This is a genomic window from Streptomyces sp. bgisy027, from assembly GCF_057710365.1.
Window position 1 is genome coordinate 1 of sequence record NZ_JBYIVZ010000067.1, and the last position, 16,379, is coordinate 16,379.

9 protein-coding genes and 3 pseudogenes are annotated in these 16,379 nt (G+C 67.3%); 1 reads left to right on the forward strand and 11 read right to left on the reverse strand.

Annotated elements, in window-relative coordinates; translation table 11 throughout:
* Positions 1-131: 131 nt before the first annotated feature.
* The 4 genes and pseudogenes from AC3ETA_RS41920 to AC3ETA_RS41935 form a co-directional block, all read right to left on the reverse strand.
* Positions 132-1,607 (reverse strand): hypothetical protein, encoded by a 1,476-nt coding sequence (locus tag AC3ETA_RS41920; RefSeq protein WP_432198160.1) that lies wholly within the window; start codon positions 1,605-1,607, stop codon positions 132-134.
* Complete coding sequence (locus AC3ETA_RS41925) at positions 1,592-2,845, reverse strand: tyrosine-type recombinase/integrase (RefSeq protein ID WP_432198161.1); 1,254 nt, start codon at positions 2,843-2,845, stop codon at positions 1,592-1,594. Before AC3ETA_RS41925 ends, AC3ETA_RS41920 begins: the two co-directional genes overlap by 16 nt.
* Before the next feature lie 120 nt (positions 2,846-2,965).
* Positions 2,966-3,193, reverse strand: a pseudogene (locus tag AC3ETA_RS41930) (transporter); the annotation flags it as partial.
* Between the two features lie 833 nt (positions 3,194-4,026).
* Positions 4,027-7,512: an indolepyruvate ferredoxin oxidoreductase family protein gene (locus tag AC3ETA_RS41935; protein WP_432198162.1), complete on the reverse strand. Its 3,486-nt coding sequence runs from the start codon at positions 7,510-7,512 to the stop codon at positions 4,027-4,029.
* 197 nt (positions 7,513-7,709) lie between these two features.
* On the opposite strand from AC3ETA_RS41935, the gene AC3ETA_RS41940 reads away from it, so the two are divergent.
* Positions 7,710-8,195, forward strand: coding sequence for an Lrp/AsnC family transcriptional regulator (locus AC3ETA_RS41940; RefSeq protein WP_432198163.1), 486 nt, complete (start codon positions 7,710-7,712; stop codon positions 8,193-8,195).
* Between the two features lie 470 nt (positions 8,196-8,665).
* On the opposite strand, the gene AC3ETA_RS41945 is transcribed toward AC3ETA_RS41940, so the two are convergent.
* The 7 genes and pseudogenes from AC3ETA_RS41945 to AC3ETA_RS41975 form a co-directional block, all read right to left on the reverse strand.
* On the reverse strand, positions 8,666-9,334 hold the full coding sequence (locus AC3ETA_RS41945) for a TetR/AcrR family transcriptional regulator (protein ID WP_432198164.1): 669 nt from the start codon (positions 9,332-9,334) through the stop codon (positions 8,666-8,668).
* 52 nt (positions 9,335-9,386) lie between these two features.
* Complete coding sequence (locus AC3ETA_RS41950) at positions 9,387-10,136, reverse strand: dienelactone hydrolase family protein (protein WP_432198165.1); 750 nt, start codon at positions 10,134-10,136, stop codon at positions 9,387-9,389.
* Between the two features lie 12 nt (positions 10,137-10,148).
* Positions 10,149-10,560 (reverse strand): annotated as a pseudogene (locus AC3ETA_RS41955) (CoA-transferase); the annotation flags it as partial.
* Between the two features lie 216 nt (positions 10,561-10,776).
* Positions 10,777-10,917: pseudogene (locus AC3ETA_RS41960) on the reverse strand (biotin carboxylase N-terminal domain-containing protein); the annotation flags it as partial.
* 501 nt (positions 10,918-11,418) lie between these two features.
* Positions 11,419-12,603 (reverse strand): ABC transporter substrate-binding protein, encoded by a 1,185-nt coding sequence (locus tag AC3ETA_RS41965; protein WP_432198166.1) that lies wholly within the window; start codon positions 12,601-12,603, stop codon positions 11,419-11,421.
* 129 nt (positions 12,604-12,732) lie between these two features.
* On the reverse strand, positions 12,733-13,419 hold the full coding sequence (locus AC3ETA_RS41970; RefSeq protein ID WP_432198167.1) for an ABC transporter ATP-binding protein: 687 nt from the start codon (positions 13,417-13,419) through the stop codon (positions 12,733-12,735).
* Positions 13,416-16,157: an ABC transporter permease subunit gene (locus tag AC3ETA_RS41975; RefSeq protein WP_432198168.1), complete on the reverse strand. Its 2,742-nt coding sequence runs from the start codon at positions 16,155-16,157 to the stop codon at positions 13,416-13,418. Before AC3ETA_RS41975 ends, AC3ETA_RS41970 begins: the two co-directional genes overlap by 4 nt.
* Positions 16,158-16,379 lie beyond the last annotated feature (222 nt).

The following is a 16,379-nucleotide window of genomic DNA, read 5'->3' on the forward strand; positions in this document are numbered from 1 at the left end:
GATCGTGCCAGAGCAGGGGCAGCCCGCCGTAGCGACCGACGCAGTCCAGGCGGAGCTGGATGACCTCGCTGGCGCGCCGGCCGGTGACGATGATGGTCTCCCACATGTCCCGCAGGCCCCGGTCGTGCGGGTCATGGGCGTCGGCGAGCTGCTGCAGGTTGGCCTCGTCCGCAAGCGCCCGGGCGACTTCGTCGGGGAAGGGGTTGCGGCTGCGGGGCGTGCCCGGGCCGCCGACCGGCATGGCGGCGATGAAGCCGCGGTCCAGGCCGATCTGCTCGGCGCCGCCGCGCCCCAGCGCGCCGCGCAGCAGAGCCCGGCCGTAGTTGAACACCATCCATCCGTCGCGAGTTCTCGGTGGCCTTCGCCCTTTTGCCGTCCAGGCGTGCCTGGCCACGGAAGGCCAGGCCGAGGCGTTCACGGTTGCGCAGGTCCGCGATGAAGCGGTGGACCTGCTCGCCGCGCAGCACGGTGGGGTCGTGGCCGCCGCCCGTCGCCTCCGCCTCCAAGAACGCGGACAATTCGGCGCCGGCGCGGCGCACGAAGTCCACCGGCTGCGCGCTGCGCGGGCAGGTCGGCGAGCGCAGCACGTCGGCGATGTGGTCCCACAAGAGGTCGCGCAGCCACCGCTGGGAGATACAGGTCAGGTCGACGTAGCTGGAGCGGTGGGGGAAGCGCACCCCGAAGTGCTCGGTCTCGATGTAGCCGGCATCCCGGGTGTCGGAGGGGGTGAAGTAGACCTTTCGCAGAGCCTGTTGCATCTCTTGGACCATGCGCTGGTGGTAGTCGCGACGGAAGACGGACGCCTCCAGGCCGGCCAGGGACGCCACATCACGGCGCTGGCACTCGTCCGCGAGCGACTGCACCCACGTCAGATGCCACACGGCAACGGGCTGCAGGCCGTGGACATACATGCCCCACTGCAACTCCGCCCGCAGCAAGGGCCGCAGCCCGCGCAGGTTAACCGTCCCGGTGCGGTGCACCGGCAGCTGTGCGCGGCACCAGGCACGGAAGGCGACATCGTCCTCGCAGGTCACCGGGACAGGGCGATCACGGCGCTCGTAGGTGGCGAAGAAGTTCTTCGGCAACGTCGCCCCGCCCGGCCGCCCGGCCCGTATATAGCCACGCTCGTGCGCGCCGCACAACCCCAGCGGCGAGGCGGCCAGTTCGTCGCACACGTCCGCGCGGCACTCACCGTAGCCCGGCAGCGACGGCTGGTCGGCCAGCCACCGTTCGAACTCCCCCTCGCCCCCGCCGGGGTGCCGCTTCAGGTGGCTCAACCACCGATTGCGGTGCCGGAAGCACAGCACCAGCTGCAGGCTGAACGCCGGCCGCTGCGGGCAGATCCGGCACATCATCGCCTCCGGCATCTCCGTGGCCGGCAGCGGCTCCGCGGTCCGCAGGAACTGAGCCCGGCTCATCCCACGCGCCTCCGCCTCCTGCCACTGCTCGGCGTGCGCCGAGCACATCGCGTAGCGCCGCCAGCGGGGCCGCGCGCAGTCGACGACCGAGCAGCTCCACGGATAGACCGGGTGCAGCGGCGGGATCTTCAGCACCCCGCTACGCAGCACCGGGTCGAACTCGGGCCCGTTGATCAGCGCGGTGAGCACCTCCAGCCGGTCTCGTCGCGTGCGGGCATCCTGCTGCTGCGGCAGCAGCGACGGCGCCGTCCCTTCGTCTCACCCCAGACCGTGCGCAGGGCGGCGTCGAAGACCGGGTCGTGGACGTCGACGTGTCCGTAGACCTCATCCACCATCGCGGCCGAGGCCCAGCCGCCGGCGTCGCGGGCGATCAACGTGTTGCCGTCGGCGGCGTCGAGAACCGCGGAAGTAAACGAGTGCCGGAAGGCATGGGGTTTCACGACCCCGAGTCCGGCGCGTTTCCCCGCCCGGCCGAGCATCCGCCGGGCCCCGACCGGCGCCCACGGCTGTCCGGTATCGGCGCCGTGCAGTTGGACCAGGAGCATGCCGTGCGCGGCGCCGCGCGGGTACTCGGTGGTGACGTACTCGAAGTAGGTGTGCACCATCGCGGGGCTGACCCGTTTGATCAGCCCGCCCGTCACGATGCCGTGCTCGACCCGCCAGGGGTGCTTGGTCTTGGCTTCGGCGCGGTTCGGGTTGCCGGGCCGGTGGCAGACGTGCAGGTGAGGGGTGTGGCACTCTCCGCAGGCTGCGTTCTCACGCAGGTGCAGGTCGACCAGGTGAAGTCCGCAGAGCTCGCCAATGCGAAGCCCACCGTCGGCGAGCCAGGTGACCACCAGCCGGTCCCGGGCGGCGTTCACCGTCTCCAACAGCCTCTCCCGGGCGCCGTCCGGAAGCATCTTCGGATGCCGGCGGTGCGGCCCCTTCGGCGCCAGCGGGTTGGTGGGCAGCGACGACTTCACGTGCCCGAGGAACGAACGGCGCCGGTCCACCCGCGACGGCAACCGGGACGTGCCGAGCTTCCTGCCGAGCTCCCCGTTCACACCGAGCGAGGACTGGTGCAGGTAGAAGCCCTTCAGGCAAGCCGCCGCGATCGACAGCGCGGAGCGGCCGTAGGGGCGTTTACCGACCCGCCACGGCTCGCCGAGAGGCATGCGGACCTCGGCCCCCACCATGCCCATGTACCGTTCCAGGTCCCGCAGTTGGACTGCGGCGAAGGCCAGGCACTCCCGCTCCAGCCACCGCAGATGGTCCACCAGCAGATACGCGTACGTCCTCTGCGTTCCCGAACCATCATGCAGACGCAGGAACCGGTCCGCCTCCGCATGAACCGTCCCCTCGGGCCACACGATCGTCCACGACCGCCGCCCGTCCTTCCGCTCGATCCGCTGGACCCGCAAGTCCCCGACCACCACGTGCCGTGCCACTCGTCCTCCGTACCGACTCCAGAACATGACAGACGTCCCGGACACGGTCGGTAAACAAGTCTGGGACGTGCTGGTCACAGTCCCAGACGGACATCACAGCCAGGACTACCTGCGGTCGGTAAACTCCACGACGACCGGCGCACCATTTTCGTCGATCCCCAGCGAATCGATCCGGCCGCCATGTCCGTCACAGACGATGACGTACTGGCTCGCCAGGAAGCGCACGCCCAGCATCGCCTCCATACGCGCCTCGACGAGGCCCTGCACATCCGCCTCGACCTCAGCAAGACGCGGCGCGAACTCGGCCACGCCGCTATTCGTCCTGTGGAACAGTTTCAGACCCGACACCTTCCCCTCCTCGGCTCGGAAATTGATAACGCCGAGCGGACTCACGATTATTTCCGTGGGGGACTTCTAAGCGGTGCAGTAGCACAAGGGGTTAGGCGCCCACCGTCATAAATCGCCACACCAAACGCGGACAGCTAAACTACGCCGTTCCCGATGCACTTCGGCTCCGGAAACCCATCCGGCGCTACAACGCCGACCGCGGTGTGCCCCCACGGCTACGTCGTCGCCCTCGCCCTCGACACCTGGCTTCGCGCCCAGGCACCCACCCAACCGGACTTCGCCCAACAGCGAGGCACGTTGATCACCTCGCTGACCCAACTACCGTGTCTCGCGACTGATTGCCCGTTGCCGCCAGGATTCGTGGCTTGGCGGGTCGGCCTCAGCCTGGCCCGGCTCACGAAGACTCGACGATGCCGAGGAACCTCTAATTGCGCTCCGGTGCAACTTGCTCGCAGCGCAGGCCCGTGTACCACTGAACTCCCTTGTCGGAGAAGGCACCGGGCTTCACCAACTCGTTCGGCTGGTCGCGGACTCGCTCACGAACGCCTGCTTCGCCTCGTCAAGGATCGACGCCTTCGCCGTGGTGGCTGGTGTGGATCATCAACCAGCCGGGCCGACATGACACTACTGGCCTTCGATTCGTCGTCACGGTGCACGACCTGCCCGTCCGAAGTCTCATTGGCGAACTTGTAGATGTGAAGCTGTCTTCGGTCCCGGCAACCGCCCGATTCGACCGTCGTGGACACGTTGCATTACAGAGCCGCACCAGCGTCCCTGGCGCACGCCATGCCCTGTGACTCAGCGCGGAAGAGTGAACACCCTCGCGACCATCCTCATGAACAGCGCTCTGCGCCCGCCACAGGACGCTCCAGCTGGGCGAGCAGTTCTGCCTGCCTGGCGCGGTAGGCCGCAACGTTGGCCAGTTTGATGTGCTCGTAGCCGCGGACCATGTCCGGCAGCGCGGCTAGCTCGACGACCCCCTCCGGGGCGTACGTCCCCTCAGTGTCCAGCGCCCGCAGCACGGCGTCGCGATACTCGTCGATGAGAGCGCGCTCCACCCTCCGCACACGCGCGTAGCCGAAAATATCCATACGGGTGCCGCGCACCTTGCGCATCGAGTGCAGGACACGCAGCGCCGGCCGGGACCAAGGGCCTAGGCTGATCTTCCGCTTCATCCCCAGCGCCCGCAGCACCGGCGGGTGCAGCTGGTAGGCGAATCGTGAGCCTTCACCGAACTGCGCCTCGATTTCGGTCTTCAGTTTGTCCTCGAGATGGAGCCGGGCGACCTCGTATTCGTCCTTGTAGGCCATGAGCTTGTACAGATTGCGAGCCACTGCCTCGGTCACCTCGGTGGGACCACCTTCGCGTAGCCGCACGAGTTCGACGAACTTTGCGTATTCCCGAGCATAGCTTTCGCCCTGGTACGCAATGAGTTCCGGCACTCGGATGTCCAGGAGTCTGGCCAGTTCCGTACCGGGTTCGGCGTGCACAAGTGCGGTGAAGCGCCGGGCGGCGCTCGGCTCCGTTGTCGGACGACTGCTGCGGGGTTCTTTGCTGGACGCCCGTATTGCTTTGGGATTCAACACTAGTTGGCGGCCGCACTGGAAGGCCTGCGTATTGCGTTCGACGGAGGCTCCGTTGAGGCGGATGGCCTCTTCGATCGATGCCGAGGACAGCGGGAGTGCCCCCAATTGGTAGGCGGCGCCGAGCAGAAGGATATTGGCGTACTGGTCGTCGCCGAACAGGTCCCCGGCCAACCTGCGCGCGTCCGCGTAGAAGGCATGTGCGCTGGCGCCCTCGATCGCCGCGCGGACACTGCTCTGCTCCGGGAAGGACACGGCCGTATCGATGATCATCTTGCCAGTGGGCACCTCAGTCGTCGACACCACCGCGACCGTGCGGTCCGGGTCCGCCGCCGCCAGATACTGCGCGTCGGTTCCGACCAACGAGTCGCAGGCCAGGTAGAGGTCGCACTCCGCGTCGGCCAGCTTCGGAGCCTGTTCCACAACCGCCGACGTGATCTTGACGTCCGACACGACGGCGCCGCCCTTCTGGGCGAGCCCGGTCTGGTCGAGGGTACGAACGTGCTTGCCGTCAACCACGGCTGCGGTGGCGAGGATCTGCGCCACGGTGACTACTCCAGTACCGCCCACACCTGTGATCCGAACGGTGAAGTCGCCCTCCTTGACGCGTCGTTCGGGTTCAGACAGAACCTCGGCGGAGAACTCTGTGGCTTCACGGTGCTTGAGCTTGCGGCCAGTGGGCACCACTGTCATGAAGGACGGACAGTCCCCGGCCAGGCACGAGTAGTCGACGTTACATGAGGACTGGTGGATCCGTGTCTTGCGGCCGAACTCGGTTTCCACCGGCTGGACGGACAGGCAGTTGGACTTGACGCCGCAGTCTCCGCAGCCTTCGCACACCCGCTCGTTGATGACGACCTTGGCCGCCGGGGTCTCGATCTTGCCGCGCCGCCGCTTGCGGCGTTTCTCCGCCGCGCACTCCTGGTCGTGGATCAGTACGGTGACGCCAGGAATGGCGGCCAACTCCTGCTGACTACGCATCATTTCCTCGCGGTGGCGCACCTCCACCTGCTTGGGCATCCTGGCCCTGCGAAGCCGCTCGGGGTTCTCGGTGGTGATGATCACCTTGGCGGCGCCCTCGACAAGCAGCAGCTGCGCCACACGGTCGACGGACAGCGCACCGACCGCGTCCTGACCGCCGGTCATCGCCACCGCGGAGTTGTACAGCAGTTTGTAAGTGATATTGACACCGGCCGCGACTGCCGCACGCACCGCGAGACTCCCGGAGTGCATGAACGTGCCGTCACCGATGTTCTGCACGAAGTGCTTGTGGTCCGTGAAAGGGGCCATCCCGATCCACTGCGCACCCTCACCACCCATCTGGGTGAGCCCGGTGACCGTGCCCACCTGGTCGGGCTCCATGAAGACGGCCATGGTGTGACAGCCGATCCCGGCACCGACCAGCGAGCCCTCCGGTACCTTCGTCGAGGAGTTGTGCGGACAGCCCGAGCAGAAGTATGGGGTCCGGGCCGCGCCCACCAGCGGCAGCTGGACCCGCTCGCGGCGACGCCGCTCCCGCCAGGCGATGACCGGCTCGATGTCTCCGTACTCGGGCGCCGACAGCCGCCGTGCGAGTCCGGCCGCCACGGAGTCGGCGCTCAGCTCGCCAGCCTGGCTGAACAGGGTAGTCCCGTCGGGTGCGGACTTGCCGTGCACGCTGGGGGCGCCGGGCACCCCGTACAGGATCTCCTTGACGGCGGACTCCAGGAAGGACCGCTTCTCCTCGACGACGATGATCTCGGTCAGTCCATCGGCGAACTCACGGACGATGCCGGGGTCCACGGGGTGGATGGCGCCCAATTTGAGCAGCCGGATCCCGTAACGCTCCAGCGCTGTCTCGTCCAGACCGAGTGTGCTCACGGCTTGGCGCAGGTCCAGGTAGGGCTTGCCCGCGCTGATGATGCCGATCCGGTCGCCCGGCCGGGTGCCGCCGATGATCCGGTTGACTCCGCTGGCCCGCACGTACTCCAGAGCGAGCGGTAGCCGCTCAGTGAACAGACTGCGTTCGAGGGCGGCGAGACTTGCCCCGAGCAGATGTGTGCTGGGTTTGTGCGTGTACGGCTTGGTGAAACCCAGCGGCGCCAGGACGGGCGAGGCCCAGTCGTTCCGTACGACCGCGGTGCTCGCGGCGTCCGCGACATTGGTGACTATCTTCATCGAGGCCCAGACTCCGCTGGCGCGGGACAGCTCGACAGCATGCAGGCCATGGTCCAGGACGTCCTGTGGGTCGGCCGGATAGAAGATCGGCATCGCCAGGTCAGCGAGGGTCATCTCCGAGGCACAGGGCACCGTGGACGACTTGGCGACCGGGTCGTCGCCGACCAGGGCAACCGCGCCGCCGCTCGGATCAGTGCCGGCGAGGTTCGCGTGCCGGAAGGCGTCACTGGCGCGGTCCAGACCGGGCGACTTGCCGTACCAGATCCCGGTCACGCCGTCCCGCCGCAGATTGCCGACGGTACCCGCGAGCTGGCTGCCCATGACGGCGGTGGTGCCGAGTTCCTCGTTGAGGCCGGGCCGGTGTACGACGTCGTACGTGGTGAGCAGCTTCGAGCGGCGGGCCAACTCCAGGTCGAACCCCGCGAGCGGGGAACCCTCATAGCCCGAGACGAACACGGCGGTCTTCCGCCCATCGCGCCAGTCGTGCCTGACCCGGTCGAAGAGCAGACGCACAAGGGCCTGAACCCCCGTGAGATAGACCGTGCCATCTTCGCGTAGATATCGGTCTTCAAGGGTCAAGCTTCCTTCGGTGAGACCGGTCAACGCAGCTGACATGTGGCACCACCCGAGTTCTTGATATACACGACATCATGGCCAGTTGATCCGGATGGTAGGCTCCACATACTCCATCGGGTCAATGACCCTTGCCCACGAGTGGGCCAATGGCACAGTCCTGATAGGACGTCGCCTGGGCGGGAAAGGCCATCGGTACAGCCATGGACATCGACGATCTGGACCGCGCACTGCTTCGCCTGCTACTCGAAGAACCGCGGGCCGGCATGCGCGAGTACGCGCGCATCCTCAGCGTGGCCCGAGGAACGGTGCAGAGTCGGCTTGCCCGCCTGGAGCGCGAGGGCGTGATCACGACCCTGGCGCCCCGGCTCAGCCCTGCCGGCATGGGTTACCCCGTGCTCGCGCTGGTCCATCTCCACCTCGCACAGGGCATGTTGGAGGAGGTCACGACACATCTTGGCGCGATCGCGGAAGTCCTCGAGGCACACAGCATCGCCGGCGAGGGCGACCTAGTGTGCCGGGTGGCTGCCCGCGACAACCCCCATCTCGAGGACGTCATCCAGCAGCTGATCAGACTGCCCGGCGTGGTCCGCACCAAGACGGAGGTGGCGCTGAGCGAACGCGTTCCCTACCGGCTGCTCCCCCTGGTCACTAGGGCGGGCAAAGCAGTCGAGCCACGGAAGGCATAGCGTGGGCGGCCGCCTCGCCCGGCATTGTCCGCAGGGGATCAGCCGACGCATCGCATAGACGGCCTTCAGGCTGATCCCCCTCCATAAATGGAAGGCTCGCGTCATTTAGGGTCGCCAGCCCTCGATACGAGCTACCTACTTCCCTGTCTGCAGACCACCGAGCCCGAGAACTCTCGGTCCGGCATTATCCCCGATCGTGATGCGAATCATGGAGATGATGGTCGAGCGCACCACCGCCAGCGACCTCACCGCTGCCCGCGGAGATGTCCATGTGCTGTCGGCCACGGTGCTCCGCGGACTGAGTCCGCGGGGCTTCCGCTGCGGCCCGGAACTCATCCGGCTCAGGTATGGGACTGCCGGGCGATGGCTGAACGAGCGTGCCGGAGGACCTACCGCGGCCTGAAGGCCGACCGTGCGGGATCGGCCTCAGCTCGCGAGGGAGCTTCAACCCTTGTCTCGGCCCGGGTCGGTCATACCCGCTTGACCGCCGCGTTACCGAGCATCACCCGGCGTGTCTGCGCTGGCGTCGGCGCCGCGGGCAGCGGACCGGTCCGATCAGCCCGGAAGCCCTCGAGCAGGTAGGCCACCAATCGCCGCCATGCGTGCGGTGCGGCCTCACGGGTCGCGTGGACGAGGCCGGCGTTGGCCATGAGGAGGACGAAGATGTCCTCGGGTACAAAGTCCTCCCGGAGCCCCCCGGACTCCTGCGCTCTCTCGATCAGTTCCACGGCTGCGCGATAAGCCAGGTCCCGCACCTGTTGCGCCGTTTCCGAGGCGGGAAGCGCCATGGTGATGACGTCAGTGAAGCCCCGGTCGGACGCCTGCATGCCGCAGATCCGCTCAATGTAGGCGCAGAATCCTGTCCAGGGATCCGGGTGCTTCAGAGCTTCCTCAGCAGCTACCGCATATTCCCGGAGTTTGTCCTCGAAGACCGCGGCGATCAGCTCTTCGCGGGTGGGGAAGCGGCGGTACAGCGTAGCGATCCCCACCCCGGCGCGGTCCGCAATATCCTCCCACGGGACGTCCAAGCCCTTCTCCGCGAAGACCGAGCGCGCCGCTTCGACGATGCGTTCGCGATTCCGCTGGGCGTCCGCCCGCAGTGTGCGACCGCCGGATTGAATCTCCTCAGCTGCTCCCACAACACCAGCCTAACAAATTGGAGCTTAAACTCCGGTTGCCGCAGTAGCGACATCAGTCCCTCTGCCCCGCCGCCAAGTGCTCACCGAAGAACGCTTCGATACGTTGCCACGCATCGGCGGCCGATTCAGGGTGCGGCCCTATTCCACCGACCCGGAGCAGTGGGCGCAGCGTACGCGGACCGACCTCGACGTCGTTGAGGAAGGAGTGTCCCGCCTGCGGGTACTCCTTTACATCATGGGTGACGTCGAGCCGCTTGAGGGCGTCGTCCAGTTTGGCCGCGGCTCCCTTGAGCATCCGATCCCGGCCGCCGTAGCTGGCGACGACGGGGCAAGCTCCGTTCAGACTCTGGTCCAGGTCTTTAGGCAAGCGACCGTAGTTGGCCGAGGCGGCGTCGAAGGTACCGCTGCCAGCCGCCATCAGGGCGAAGGATCCGCCCATGCAGAAACCGATGAGGCCGATCCTGCCCGTGCAATCGGGATGGTCGGCGAGGATCGACCGGGCTGCCTCGATGTCCTGGTAGGCGCGTCCACGGCCGGACAGGGCGGCCCGCATGGTGGGAACCAGGCAGCGCGCGACGCCTCCGTCCGTGAACAGGTCGGGCATCAGGGTGAGATACCCCGCTCGGGCCATCCGTTCCGTCTGTCGGAGCATGACATCGTCCACTCCCAGTGCTTCGTGTACGACGACGACACCCGGCCAGGGCCCAGGACCATGGGGGCGGGCCAGGTGGCCGGTGAGCCGCCGGGAGCCGCCGCTCGTGGCGCTCAGGTGGGTGAGATCGACTTGCGTCACGGCAGGCATTGCATCCTCCTGTCAGGCATCCACGACGACCGCGGAGCGCAACTCTGCCCCGGTACCGGACCGGGTCTCCTCGACCGAGACATCGGGAGCAGTCTCGATGAGTATCAGGCCGTCTCCGGTGACGTCGATGACGCCCAGGTCGGCGATGACGCGTTGGACGCAGCCGATACTGCGCGCACCGTGTAGCAGTCCATCACGCCACCCATGCCATTGATCATCTTGTCCGGGGGCGGCCCGGTCCGCTAGATCTCCGCTCGCTGAAACCTGCATCCCGCCGAGAACGGCCGTATCGATCCGCCCCTCCACGGATCCTTCCGAAGGACAAGGGAGAAGCCGAAGAAGGAAGCTCTGGTATCACTGCGACTGTTTCCTTCCCCACGTTAATCAAGTCCGGGTCGACGTCGTCATCATACGGATGCGGCCCGACCTCGGCGGAAGGCGTGAGCAGTACGGACATGCCCACTTCCGGTGCGGCCACAGCGAGTTGCTTATCGGTCAGGCCTCCGCCGGTGCTGCCCGGCACCACGGTCACGCCGTACGCGCGGACCGTGGCACAGATCTTGTCGCCCATCATCTCGACGGCGAGGCGGGCAGTCCGATGAAGACCAGCCCGGCGTTGGTAGCCGCCCCGGACGAAGGCCCCGTTCTCGGACGGAAAGCCGTAGCCGGGATGGAACTCCTGGGCGCCGGTACTGAGCGCGGCCGCGACGATCTGCTCGATGTCGAAGTGGCCGTCCGCCGACCCACCAGAGCTCAACGCGACCGCAGTATCTAGTTCCTGGACATGCCGACTGCCCCCGCCATGCCCAAGGGGATGACAGCGGAGTCATTGCAACCGGAGCGAGCCGCGCGCCGAAGGCGCATTGCAGGCCGAGGGAGGTCACCAGTAAGCCGAAGCTTCGCGCCGCGCCTCCCAGCGCGGAAGCCCCGGCCCTGCTCGTGATCAGGACCAGGAAGGTGGTCTCGCATCCGAAGAGGTCGGCAAGCCGCCCTCCTACCGGCAGCAGGTTGCCGAAGGCACAGGCGTAGGGGGTGATCCGGGCGTTCTGGGGCGGTCGGCAACGCCTGTCCACGATTGCTGCGTTCCGCACGACGATCGCCCGAGCCATCCAGATGAGGGCGAGGATTCACCATCGGCGTCCTGGACCCGCTCCGGTCTGGGCAGAGGTGCCCACTTCCAGGTCTGCAGAGACATGCGTATGCGGACAACTCGGTGAGCTGAAGAAGCGCAGACCGGGTTCCGCTCCTACGAACCCGGCCCGGATATGCAGATGTCGGCCCGTCAGCCTCCTGAGGCGGGCAGGAAGGGATTGACCCACTTACCGTCGGTCACGATCTGCCCGTTCTTGATGGTGCCGAGCTGGACCTGCGGGCCGAAGATCCGGTTGAGACCGGGCATCTCGCTCTCCTTGGTCGTGGTGTACGGCGCGACCACACCTCCGAGATCGAGATTGACCAGCCTGCTCATACCCGCCTTGACTGTGGCCGTGTCGATGGTGGCCGGCTTCTGCTGGGCGAGCATCTTCTCGAAGGCCTGGACGCCCAGCCAAGCGTTGAGCGCGTAGTCGTCGAGCCTGGTGCCCCTCGCGTACTTCTCCATGTCGGCCAGGAATTGCTTGATCCCGGGAACGCTGCTGGACTGCGGGGCGAACTGGGTCGCCACGTACAGGCCGTCCCCGGCGCCGCCCAGCTTCTTGAACAGACCGGGATCCTGGGCAGGCATGCCGAGCTTGGCGGTGTTGCCGGACTGTCGTGCGACCTGGACGAAGTGGACCGCGTCATCCGGTTGCAGCGCAAGGACGGCTGCGTCGGCGCCCTTGGTCGTCGCTGCCGCCACCGGCGCCAGGTCCGCGGTACCTGGTGGCACGGGGACTTTGGGACCGGCCTTGGCGCCGGTACCTGCCAGTCCTGTCGTCACAAATGGAACGGACGTGGCTCCTGCCGCGTTTCCGAAGTAGGCGAGTCCGACGGTCTCCGCACCGTTGGTGCCGAGGTTTCGGGCGACGCCCGCGATGGCGGCCGGACCGCCGGCGCAGAGCGGGAACGAGGAAGGGCTGGAGAAGTCGGACGCCGACAAGGGATAAGGACCGATGTTCGCCATACCGTTCTGCTGCAGCACGGGATTGATGGCTGCGCCCATCGCGCTCACCTGGCCGACGGTCGCCACGGCGCCATCAGACACCGCCTTGCGGGCGCAGGCCGCAGCCGCGTTGGCGTCCACCTTGTCGTCGCAACTGAGGATCTGCAGCGGTCGGCCGCCGATCCCGCCACGAGCATTGATTGCGGACGCCGACGCCTTGGCGGCAGACACCGTCTGCGGCGTCTCCGCCTGGTTCGTCGCAGTCAGCTGCGCGATGACCATCAGTTTGATCGGCGAGCCGGTCAACGACGGATCGCCCGGCTCGACCGCAGGCCCCGAATCGGACGAGGAACTGCCGCACGCCGCCATCGTGACCGCCAGCGCCACGACAGCGACACTCCTGGAGAGCTGGAGCCCCAGGCTCCGACGACTCTTCAACACGTGGTACCACCTCTGCAGTTGGTTGAACGGACCGAAAGAACCCACACTTGAGGCGTTCGTATGCGCTGGCCATGCTCACGCGGAGGCCAGATACGCCTTCTCCAACTCGCCGCCGCTCGCCAGTTCGGCGCTGCCGCCGGACAGTCGCACACGCCCGTTCACCAGGACGTATCCACGATGGGCAATGTCGAGTACGGCCGACACGTGCTGCTCGACGAGGAGTACGGCGACACCCTCGGCGGCCGACTGCGCCACTCGCGCCAGCAGTCGATCGACCACAACCGGGGCTAGCCCCAGCGAGAGTTCGTCGGCGAGGAGGACCGTGGGTTTGCGCGCGAGCGCTCGAGCGAGCGTCAACATCTGCTGTTGGCCACCCGAGAGCAGACCCGCCCGCCGGTGGACGTGGTCGGTGAGCTCGGGGAAGATCTCCAGTGCCGCGTCCACGGAGCCGCCACCGACACGGAGGTTGTCCACGACGGTCATCCCCGCGAACACTGAACGCTCTTCGGTGATGAGCGCGAGGCCCTGCCGCGACCGCTGGTGCAGGGTACGCGTGGCGCGCCTGCCGAGCAGCAGCGTCTGACCGGCGATTGGGGTGAGCAGCCCGGCGAGCGTCAGCAACGTGGTTGTCTTCCCTGCACCGTTCGGCCCGAGGAGAGCCACGATCTCGCCGCGTCCGACCTTGAGATCGAGATCCTTGACCACCGGCTGGCGCTCGTACCCGGCGACAAGTCCGCGTGCTTCCAGTACCGCCTCACTCACGGCTTCACCTCCGCCTTGGACTCCTCCACCGGAGCGGGCTGTCCGTCATCCGCCCCATCGCGGGCGCGGCCGAGGTAGGCAGTGCGTACGCGAGCGTCCTTTCGGACGTCGTCGGGTGTGCCCTCCATCAGCAAAGTCCCGAAGTCGAGCACGACCAAGCGGTCACAGAGGCTCATCACCAAGCCCATGTCGTGCTCGACGAGAAGGATGCCGGTGCCCCACTCGTCGACAATCCGCCGCAGCAGGTCGCCCAATTCGGCTGTCTCGTGCTCGTCGAGGCCGGCGGCCGGCTCGTCGAGCAGCAGGATCGACGGGTGCCGCGCCACAGCGCGAGCAATGCCGAGCAGCCTGCGTCGGCCGTACGACAGTTCGCCCGGCAGCCGGTGCAGATCGTCCGTCAATTCGAACTCCCGTGCCACACGTTGAGCCAAGGGCGGCAACGGGTGCCGCCTGGCGAAGAGCAGGTCGCTGAGATACGCGAGCCCGCTCCGGTCATCGCAGGCACTGCGCAGGTTGTCCGCCACAGTCATGTCCTCGAACAGCTCCAAGGTCTGGAAGCTGCGGCCGAGCCCGGCCAGGGCCCGCCGCCGCACGGAAAGTGAGCCGATGTCCTCGCCGTCGAGGGTGACCCGGCCCTCGCCCGTACGGCAGAAGCCGGTGACCGAGTCGATGAAAGTCGTCTTGCCCGCACCGTTGGGCCCGATCAGTCCCACGATCTCGCCCGGCCGGACCGTCAGTCCGACGCCGTTCAGCGCGACGACGCCGCCGAAGCGCACGGTGAGGTTCTCGGCGGTCAGCTGACGCGGTGTGCCACGGGGCTGCGACTCGCCCGCCTGCGCGACGCCGACCGGTTCGCCGGTCTCCGTGCCGCGCCACCGATCCGGGAGGCGGTCACGTGGTGCCGAGCTGAGCCGGGTCAGCCGGAAGGTCAGGCCGTTGGGGTCATTGATCACCATCAGGATGAGCGCCGCGCTCGTGACCAGCGTCGCGTACTTGTTGAGGTTGATGAGGCTCGTGACGAGCTCGGTGAGTGCTCCGCCGACGGCGAGACCGCCGGCCAGCAGCGCGCCCCCGATATAGCCCACGCCGCCCAGAAATGCCAGCACCACGATGTTCATCGAGTCGAAGACCGAGTACCCGGTGAAGCCGACGTTCGGATAACGGAACGCCAACAGCACACCCGCGGCTGCGGCAATCACACCGGCCAGGGCGAACGCGTACAGCTTGGCTCCCACGGTGCCGATACCGAGTGACGCGGCGGCGCGCTCGTTCGCACGGGTGGCCAGCAGCCTTCGGCCGGCTCGGCCGCGCCGCAGGTTCGCGACCAGGAGTGCCGCCACCGTGAACAGAGTGAGGCACAGGAAGGCGTACCGCTCCGGATGAACGGTGGAGTCGAGGCTGGCACCGAAAAGGACGGGAGGCTTGACAACCGTGCCCGCGAATCCCCCGGTGAAGTCCTTGTTGCCCAGGACCAGTCGATCGACTGCGAGGGCCAGGCCGAGGGTGGCCACTGCCAGGTTGATGCCGCGGGTACGCAGCGCCGGCAGCGCGAAGATCAGTCCGACCGGCACCGCCGCCGCCACGCCGGCCAAGAAGGCAGCCCAGAAGGGCAATCCCTGCGTCTGCGCCAGACGCGCCGACACGAAGGCCCCGATGCCCGCGAAGGCGTACTGCGCCAGCGAGACCTGCCCCGCGTAACCGGTGACCACCACCACCGAGAGCGCAATCAGTGCCACGACGAACGTGGTCGTGATCGCGTTCACGCCATTGACCGGCAGAAGCAGGATCAGCGCGCTCACGGTGATCAGTCCGAACGCAACCGGACCGGCCGCGATCCTGCCGGTGCCGACTCGGGGAAGCCTGTCGGTGAGAAAGCCGCGCAGCGGCAAGGCCCGGCCGCGCAGCGCAAGCAGCGCGATGATCGCAAGGAACGGGGCCGAGTCCGCCCAGCCGGTCGTCTGGACATAGCGCCCCATCAGTGACTGCGCGACACCGATGACCACCCCACCCAGCAGAGTGAGGGGGAACGAGGCGAAGGAACCGATCATCGCGGACGCCAGTGCGGGCACGATCAGCAGTGCGAGTGTTCCGGGGGCGAATCCGGTGATCGGCACGATGAGGACACCGGCGACGGCGGCGAGGGCGCCGCCGAGCGCCCAGTTGGCCGCCGCAACGGCATCGGGCGAGACACCGAGGGCGGCGGCATTGCGCTCGTTCTCAGCCACCGCGTTCGTGGAACGGCCAAAGGCAGTGAATCGATAGACAGCCCACAGCAGGGCCGTCACACCGGCGGCGAGGAGAAGGAGGTAGATCCGGTCGGAGCCCACCTTGACACCGCCCCAGAGCTCCCAGGTATGGCTGGGCAGGATGGGGCCGACGAACTTGAGTTCCGTCCCGTACCGGAGTCCGGACGAGGCTTGCAGCACTCCCAGCACGCCCAGTGTCGCGACCAGCCGGGCGAGTGGTGATGCCCGTCGCAGCAGGCGCATCACGCCGAAGTAGATCAGCAGCCCCAGCAGTGCGCAGACGGCGATGGGAACCACGAACGACACAAGCAGGGAGGCTCCATGGTCCTCATGCAACTCGGTGTACAGCGCCGCGCCCAGAAGAGCCATCGCGCCGTGCGACAGATTGAGGACACCCGAACCACGGTAGGTGAGCACGAGCCCCTGTGCCGCTATCGCGTAGATGCCGCCGACCCCCAGTCCGAGGACGGCGAATTGAATGAAGTCGATCATGTTGCGCTCCAGCCCCTCCTTCACGCACCCGTCGCGGCATATGGCCGGGGGAGGTTGCGCCGGACATGGTCGGGCAGGCCGCCACCGGCGAAATTGATGTGGGGAGTCGCCGCCGGATGAGGCAGCTGTGGACCGCCGGACCAGCGCCCGGCCGGATGTAACCTGGATCACATGCGAGGGAAGGTACAACATGCACACGAGCTGTTCAATACGTTTAGCATG

Coding starts and splice junctions, on each gene's coding strand:
- AC3ETA_RS41940 (WP_432198163.1), top strand. CDS start 7,710: ATGGACATCGACGATCTGGACCGCGCACTGCTTCGCCTGCTACTCGAA.
- AC3ETA_RS41950 (WP_432198165.1), bottom strand. CDS start 10,136: ATGCCTGCCGTGACGCAAGTCGATCTCACCCACCTGAGCGCCACGAGC.
- AC3ETA_RS41975 (WP_432198168.1), bottom strand. CDS start 16,157: ATGATCGACTTCATTCAATTCGCCGTCCTCGGACTGGGGGTCGGCGGC.